Source organism: Haloquadratum walsbyi J07HQW2, assembly GCF_000415985.1.
In the GTDB taxonomy this organism is placed as follows: domain Archaea; phylum Halobacteriota; class Halobacteria; order Halobacteriales; family Haloferacaceae; genus Haloquadratum; species Haloquadratum walsbyi_B.
In genome coordinates this window covers 103,001-110,593 of sequence record NZ_KE356561.1, presented here as the reverse complement: position 1 = coordinate 110,593, position 7,593 = coordinate 103,001, and the positions used below count along the sequence as shown (strand labels likewise).

Genomic DNA, 7,593 nt, shown 5'->3' with positions numbered 1-7,593 from the left:
ACTCGTATGGAAGTCCGAGGAATCGACCTTGCAGGGGTTCATTCTGTTCGATATGTCTCTCACTCTGTGTCTGTGAGCAGATTGCAAAGAGTCATTCTGGAGTTCTGAATCTGAGATGAGATGAGATGAGTCGACTGTCCTGGTGCAAGTATTACGAGTGAGTTGAACTCTCGGAGATCGAATTGGATATGATCTCCCGACGGACTGGATCAATGAGACTGGCATTCGGATCATTGAGCTCGACAAATGACGGGTAGGATTAGGATGATCAATCTTCTCTGTTTTTTCTCTAACAATGACTCCCCGTGACGCGACAGAAGATTTGACCCAATCGAGAACATCGGCACCAGGATCGTCATAGGACAAGTGGAGAGATACCTCTCCTTCTTGCCGATCTCAGACTCAGAACTCAGAAGGTTAGAAGCACAGTTATACACCTTCTCATGACATTCTCAGCTACCGTTGCAACGGTAAGAAATCACATTGAGAGATCTGAGTCGGTGCACAATCGATCTTAGCAAACTCGCCAGGGAACATCCGGATCGTCGGTTGGTTCGTAGTTGGGCACCCCGCGGAGCCATGATCTTTGTTTACTCTGATCAAACTATTGTGATCAGTTGACTCTCCTCCGAATATAATTCAATTACATCTGAGTAATATAATAATTAATGACAGTGAATCGTTTTAGAGATTGATACTCAATTACGACTGCCATGCATGTCAACAGCGACGACATTGAGTGGATTGAGACCAACACCGATGAGAGAGAGACGACATTTCGCCGGAAGCAATTGTCAGCCGCAGCGGATGGCGAACACATCGGTTGTAGCCTGTATGAGCTTCCCCCTGACAAACGCTCATGGCCGTATCATTATCATGAGGGAAACGATGAGGCAATATATGTCCTGAGCGGGACAGGATCTGTCCGTCTCAAGGACGGTACTCATGCGGTTTCAGCGGGCGACTACGTATCTCTCCCGGCAGGCGAAGCCGGCGGCCACCGCGTGATAAACGACAGCGAGGATGATGTCCCGTTACGCTATCTTGCCATCTCAACGATGCAGGACCCGGACGTAGTGATTTATCCCGACATGGACAAAGTCGGCGTCTACACCGGAACACCCCCAGGGCGCCACGAGGGTCGGAAGCTGACAAAATACTACCCAGAGGACGCCGACGTCGACTACTGGCCAGATGAGTCGGACCCCGATTAGATCGTTATTCGCTTTCCGAATATCGCCGATCTCGATGTGAGAGTGGGCATTATCAAGGGCCTCAAAGGCCCAGAGACAGAGGCTTCGCTACCGATCGAGGTCATATACCACCTTCTTCAGAGGGATGAGATTCGGTTCTCATTGAGTCCCACTACCCAGAGAGGTTTTTTGCATCTCTCTTTCTGATAACTGCAGTATGTACATCGGTAGCGATGATGGTGTCTATTATCTCCCAACAGACAGTAGCAGTGCGACACCGAAACAAGTTCTCAGGACGTCGTGTGATGAGATTGACTCAATTCGAGGCTATCAGGGGAATATTTGCAGCAACACAGACAGGGTTGTCCCGTCGATTGGACGGTGAGTGAAAGAATCTTGAGGTCCCACGAGAGCAAGTATATCCTGTTGGGGCAACACGGGTCGGCAGACTGTTTGCCGGCACCCGTCCCGCAGCTGTTTATACCACGGTACCGGCAGATGATGAGACCTGGGAGGAGTGTGATGGTCTCCAGAGGCTCCCCTCGCGTGGGGAGTGGCGACTGCCACGCCACGAGAACCTTGCGCAGATACGCGATGTTCATGTCGACCCTGGTCATCCCGGTGTGTCATCGCGGATTGTCGTGGGTGTTGAGGTCGGGGGAATTCACTGCAGCGAGGATAGCGGTGAGACCTGGTTTGAGCGTCACGAAAGCGTCGCCAATGATATTCACGAACTCCACGTCGTCGGTTCCGGTGAGTACGTTGCTGCGACAGGGCGGGGACTGTATCGCAGCTCTGACCCTGGTCAGTCTTGGACCCGTCTCGATACCTCAATCGAACAGCCGTATTTCCGGGCTGTACACGAACACGACGGAGTAATATACGCTGCCAGCGCGATGGCAAACTCCTCAACGTGGAACGAGCCTGAAGCTCGCCCACAACTTGTTGATGTCCACGGTGAATCGGTTGAACGAATTGTAATTCCGTGCGCTGATGAAATAGTGACTGTGCTTGGCTTGGGACGATTGGTGACACACTTGTCGCTGTGACACACGGTGGACATGTCCTTCGGGGTGACGGATCTGAATGGACCGAACTTGCAACAGTTCCGACATCTGGAGATGTGACAGGTCGCTACACACCAGTCGTGGACTCATCTAATACCACCGATGTAGACCCCGAAAATGGTGGTCAAAGTGGCGCAGAAGTTAGCAGTTCTGGGTGATGTGGGTCTACAGGCGGAGCAGGTCGACTGCCGCGAGGTCGTTCAGAAGACGGAGTCTTCCCCGGTGACGAGACGCCCTGCCTCTCAAGCCACTTACTCCTCAAGATGAAGACCACACGCTCCAGTGACCACCTCTCGGTTATGAGTAACTAGGTGATAAGTGAGCACATGTGCGCGAGACCGAGTCCTCCAAACACCTCTCCAGTCGCGGTCACGCTCCCCGAAGGTGTTGCGCTCCGTATCATTCCATCGGCATTGTTTATTCCGATGAGTCCACTCACGGAGTTCCGGTCACTGAATGTCACGTCTGTGAGCGTGACATCTGTGAATATTCCCTCATCATATCCGAGCAACCCAACGTCAGCTTCACTCGGACGGTCAATTGAGTCCAATAATTGTGTGACCATTTCCGTCAACTGACCCACTGAATGGAGGAGGGGCATTCTCGTCGAAAACAGATCCTCCGATCTGGTCAAACCTACTTCCATTATTGAATTGCGTCTGTTTGAGGCGTCAATATCGCTCACTAACTCGTAATTTGCATCCAGGTCATCTTCCATCGCCTGTAATTCGGAGGCATTCGCGATCTCGTATGGATCAGATTCACTCCCGTCGCCTGGGAGGTCGCTTGGATCGACATTCACCTGCAGTTGTGTCGATAATACGTCTGGTTGATCCACAGGCGATATTGATGCGGGTGCCTCAGTGATTTCAATTGCTCCCGCAGTGGCTGATGAAGTCGAACTCAGACAGAGCCGCTCGCGACTCCCTCACTGGACGACTATCTTAATCCAGCAGTGCTGGAGGTCAGACTTGAGCATGACCTTTGTGGGGCTGATAGTGGGCGAATTGACGTCCAGTGGACGACGCGGGGGGACTACAAGTTCCGCTATACTGATTCAGATTTTGTGCAGTTGTGTCGCTTGTCTGTCGTTTTTTCGGCGTTCGATGCAGGATTGGATACTGCTGGCAACCTCGTGACAGGCAAGAGTCGAATGCTGACCATTCAAGCCTGTTTCTCGCTTCACCGTGTCTTTAGCAATGGTTCTGACGCCAGCCTGAGTATGCTTGTTCTCACACGTAAGTTGGATGCAATGTTGCACCTGTCGAGCCGTGTGATGGCGGGTCGACGGTGACACTCAGCATCTGATGCCATCGTAGCTCTACAAACGTACTATTAATTCTTAAATAATGTATTATTCTGTCTCCCCAAGGTGGTTGTCGATCTCTCGCCTCTCTACTCGCTCGTGTTGCTCGTTCCTTGAGGAAAGGGACTCCACCTCGAAAATGTTGAAACGATTAGAACGACTGCAGTGTAGCTATCTGTTCTTGATATCGATTTCTTATCGTGACTTCAGTTACGTTAGAAACGTTTGCAACTTCTCTTTGCGTTTTCTTTTCGTTACAAAGGAGTGCAGCAGAGTAAATTGCTGCTGCTGCGAATCCAGTTGGTGATCTCCCTGATAATAATCCCGCTTCTGCTGTTTCATCGATAATTTCATTTGCTTGTTGCTCGACACGATTCGAAACCTCAAGCCGTGAACAGAAACGTGGCACGTATTTTTTTGGATCTACCGGCTCAAGCTCTAATCCAATATGTGAGCTGACATATCGATATGTTCTCCCTATTTCTTTTCGATTAACACGGGCAACTTGTGAAATCTCTGATAGTGACCGGGGAATGCTATTCTGTCGGCAGGCAGCGTACAAACTCGCTGATGTGACCCCCTCAATTGAACGACCCCGAATTAGATCGTTTCTAAGAGCTGTTCGATATATAACTGAAGCAGTTTCTCGAATTTGTTGTGACAAGCCGAGTGCAGAAGCCATTCGATCAATTTCTGAAAGAGCAAATTGAAGATTACGTTCGTTTGAATCCTTTGTCCGGATTCGTTGTTGCCATTTCCGAAGACGTAACATTTGAGAACGTTTTTTCGGAGACAAGATTCGCCCAAAGGTATCTTTATTTTTCCAATCAATTGTTGTTGTCAATCCTTTATCATGCATTGATTTTCGTGTTGGTGAACCTACTCGAGACTTAGATTCTTGATCTGAGGGATTGAATGCTCGCCACTCAGGACCATGGTCAATCTCATTCTCAGAGACAACGAGCCCACACTCATGACAATGACGCTCACCATGAGATTCATCTCGAATAATAGACTGCGTGTCGCAATCTGGACACGTTACTATTTCAATTTGTTTTCCCTGCTTTGTTTGTGTTTCCTCTGAATCTTGCCTTTGTGATTCTCTGATTGTTTTACCCACTAGTCGATCCATATGCGGTTATGGTTTAAGTGTATGAACATAAAACTACTGTTAAAAAATCGACATATGTAATCATGACTCTGATCAGTCACGAATACATCTCAGAATATAACTGTCGGTCCAAATTACATTATGAAGCGTAATTGTAGTATTCTATGGCTGAAATAATGGGGCTTAGTACACCTCAAACTGTATTATTCAATGTACGAGTGAACGGACCGAGTCCTGCGTATCGGACTCAATTATACGAATGAAACTGACCTCATCTGCGTTTCGATGCAACCAAATAAATATGAAGGCACTAAACACCTGAATCTACGAGACGATATAAAAATATTGATATCAAATGAAACCAACCATATTAGGGTAGCTAACTCAGTATCATATAGTAACATTTCTGGATTATATCTCAATGCAATTAACGACTCAGAGAGAAATATGGATGAAAATCTAACTTTGTTATTAGAAGGAATCCACAGTTCCAAGATAAAAATAAGACACAGACTCGTGCTATGTTCAACATCATTAATGAGCTTACCGATTAAGCTCTTTTCTTATTAAAGAGTATATTCTTATTGTGAGCACCTGTGATATCGGCGTTCTCAGCATCAACTTCCCATACGTACACTGAGTCGAATACATATGTGTTCTTCCTAAATGGATGAAAAAATAATGTTCCTTCAACAAGAACAGAAAGCACATCGTCGTTTGCTTCGCAATACATTTTAGATATATTACATTTTTCGCTAGCAATATGTTGAATAGTCCAGCTGTTGTCGATCAGCTCAACGAGTAAGAATACCGCATTTCCCTCACGGACTGTATGAGATGGGTCACCATTTAGTGAACAAATAATACCGTTTGCCATTTCTGATGAGTTATATGTAATGGCGTTTGCATCAAATTTAGCCAATAGATCAATAATGTACGTATGATAATTCATTTTACTCATTTGTAGTGTGTATCTCATAGAGGCATATGCAAGTATAATATACTTATGTCAAAATTATAGTGAATGGTGTTAGGAATGTTTCTATTGTTTTTATGAAATCATTCAACGGATACAAAAAACGCATCGCTTCGTTCAATTACCGCGACCGATTTGTGTGGGCATTCAGATTGTCTTGGTGCAAGCTTTTCTTTGAACGATTATCGATTCGGCTACTCTGTCTCAGATATAATCTTGAATCTATCGACAATTAAAAGTTTATTTTACAGCCACACAGTAGAATTATATCTATACAGATTCTACTATAATTAATGAATTCGTTGCGTGAGCTATCTAAAAAATTTGTTAACTCTGGTATTGGTATCGGTATCACTCCTTCTGCAGTTGAGTTACTCACTGAAAGTCCAGTTACTCACGATCTTGTTACATTTATCTTAGAAAATTCTTCTAACTACACAGTGCTTGTTGCTGATGATATTACGGACATAATTGATGAACATCAACATAGTATAGATAATCAAAAATTAATTAGCTCAGATAATTCTGCATCAACGACTGAATCGACTGAACCAACTGAAACGACTCGAATTGATACAAGAAGTGGGTTAACTGCCCTTATTGAACCAACTGTGGATTCTAAGCGGACAGTGTATATTGATGATACAGATCCAATCAGTGGTCACACTTTTGTTACGCCTGAGAATAATTGTAACACTAATGCGAGTTTTTCATATTCATACCCATAGATCGATGATGCAATACTCTCGGATAATCGTTCATAAATATCATATGAGTTCGCTAATTCTTCAATTCGAGTTTCATCTGAATCGGTGATGATGAGTTCCTCAAATTCCTGCTGCTCCTTCGTAAGTGAAAATCCCTGAACATATGTATCAGGAATTGATCTCTTTTGATTGTTTCCGACAGTGCTCATATTCTCTCGAAGAATCCCAGTAGCTACAACTCGATCACCAGGAGAGAAATTGCCAGTTATATCCCCAATGAGAGTGATATCGATAGCTTGGAGATTGTCTCCGCCAAGTACATTCTCAGGAGTTTCTTGCATTTGGACTTTCTGATAGTTAAGTAAGCTACTTTCTGTATAGCTGATCTGACTTTCGGAAAGTTCAGGTCCACAATCTGGGCACGTAGTATTGGTGAATGACTCGTCAGTTTGAAATACACTGACTTCCTGCCCATCCTCTTCACATTGAAATACTGTTACAGTAAATTCTGGTTTCACCTCGGTTACTTTTGAAATGATCCCATCTATGCTAACTAAGGTATTGATGTCTTTTGCCCGAAGATCACGGATTGAAGTTTGGTCTGGACACCCTATGATACGTAGTTCAGCATTCTCAACAATAGGATCAAATTCCCGTAGTGCGTATTCGGCTTGATAGTAGAACTTTGTTGGCTGATCGATAAGGTCAGCTGCGAATTCAGGATATGAATTGTCAATATTTGTCCACTGCATATAGAATGTGTCGTCAATCGCATCCTCAAAAGACACAATATCATGTGCATAGTGTGGCTGGATAACAGATTCTTGAAACTCATTAACAATTAATTCGTCAGCTGCGATAGAGTTGGTAATATCTACGAAAGTCACTTTTGAATAGGGTAGTCTTGTATGGATGTATATATTATTCTTTACCGAACAGTATGAACTCTGGTATACAAATTTTACTATAACGGAATATAAAGCAAATAGTCAATTATGCACTTATGAATAGTATAATATGGATTTGGAGAAAACAATAATAATTCAGTCAGGGTTTTGTTTCTATAAGTTGACCCACAGTTCTCGAATAGCAATTGTTACTCAGTGTATTAATGAGCCGTTTTGTATTAATGCATGGTTTGATGAGTCAATATTAAAACAACGATTTCAAAACAACAGCCAAATGTGGACTGAAGAGGTTGATGTGAGGCTTGCGTTATCACTCAGTGACGAT

General features: G+C 44.6%; 8 protein-coding genes. 4 read left to right on the top strand and 4 right to left on the bottom strand.

Going from position 1 to position 7,593, the window contains the following annotated elements; genetic code table 11:
* Positions 1-713: 713 nt before the first annotated feature.
* From J07HQW2_RS00620 to J07HQW2_RS00610, 3 genes are all read left to right on the top strand, one after another.
* Positions 714-1,214 (top strand): cupin domain-containing protein, encoded by a 501-nt coding sequence (locus J07HQW2_RS00620; protein ID WP_021053213.1) that lies wholly within the window; start codon positions 714-716, stop codon positions 1,212-1,214.
* Positions 1,215-1,816: 602 nt separating this feature from the next.
* A complete protein-coding gene (locus J07HQW2_RS16855) occupies positions 1,817-2,242 on the top strand; it encodes a WD40/YVTN/BNR-like repeat-containing protein (protein WP_021053211.1) in 426 nt (141 codons plus the stop codon).
* Positions 2,239-2,418, top strand: coding sequence for a hypothetical protein (locus J07HQW2_RS00610; RefSeq protein ID WP_021053210.1), 180 nt, complete (start codon positions 2,239-2,241; stop codon positions 2,416-2,418). Before J07HQW2_RS16855 ends, J07HQW2_RS00610 begins: the two co-directional genes overlap by 4 nt.
* 149 nt (positions 2,419-2,567) lie before the next feature.
* Here the strand turns inward: J07HQW2_RS00610 and J07HQW2_RS00605 are convergent, their stop codons facing one another.
* The 3 genes from J07HQW2_RS00605 to J07HQW2_RS00595 all read right to left on the bottom strand — a co-directional run bounded on the left by J07HQW2_RS00605 (position 2,568) and on the right by J07HQW2_RS00595 (position 5,638).
* The gene (locus J07HQW2_RS00605) at positions 2,568-3,098 is read right to left on the bottom strand and encodes a hypothetical protein (RefSeq protein ID WP_021053209.1); all 531 of its coding nucleotides are present in this window, start codon (positions 3,096-3,098) and stop codon (positions 2,568-2,570) included.
* 619 nt (positions 3,099-3,717) lie between these two features.
* Positions 3,718-4,674 (bottom strand): transcription initiation factor IIB, encoded by a 957-nt coding sequence (locus J07HQW2_RS00600; protein ID WP_394324618.1) that lies wholly within the window; start codon positions 4,672-4,674, stop codon positions 3,718-3,720.
* A 553-nt stretch (positions 4,675-5,227) separates the two neighbouring features.
* The gene (locus J07HQW2_RS00595; RefSeq protein ID WP_021053207.1) at positions 5,228-5,638 is read right to left on the bottom strand and encodes a hypothetical protein; all 411 of its coding nucleotides are present in this window, start codon (positions 5,636-5,638) and stop codon (positions 5,228-5,230) included.
* 308 nt (positions 5,639-5,946) lie between these two features.
* On the opposite strand from J07HQW2_RS00595, the gene J07HQW2_RS16850 reads away from it, so the two are divergent.
* Positions 5,947-6,381, top strand: coding sequence for a hypothetical protein (locus J07HQW2_RS16850; RefSeq protein ID WP_021053206.1), 435 nt, complete (start codon positions 5,947-5,949; stop codon positions 6,379-6,381).
* Here the strand turns inward: J07HQW2_RS16850 and J07HQW2_RS00590 are convergent.
* Entirely contained in the window at positions 6,315-7,247 is a 933-nt protein-coding gene (locus J07HQW2_RS00590) for a minichromosome maintenance protein MCM (RefSeq protein ID WP_021053205.1), read from the bottom strand. The two genes, J07HQW2_RS16850 and J07HQW2_RS00590, sit on opposite strands and share 67 nt — an antisense overlap.
* Positions 7,248-7,593: the final 346 nt, after the last annotated feature.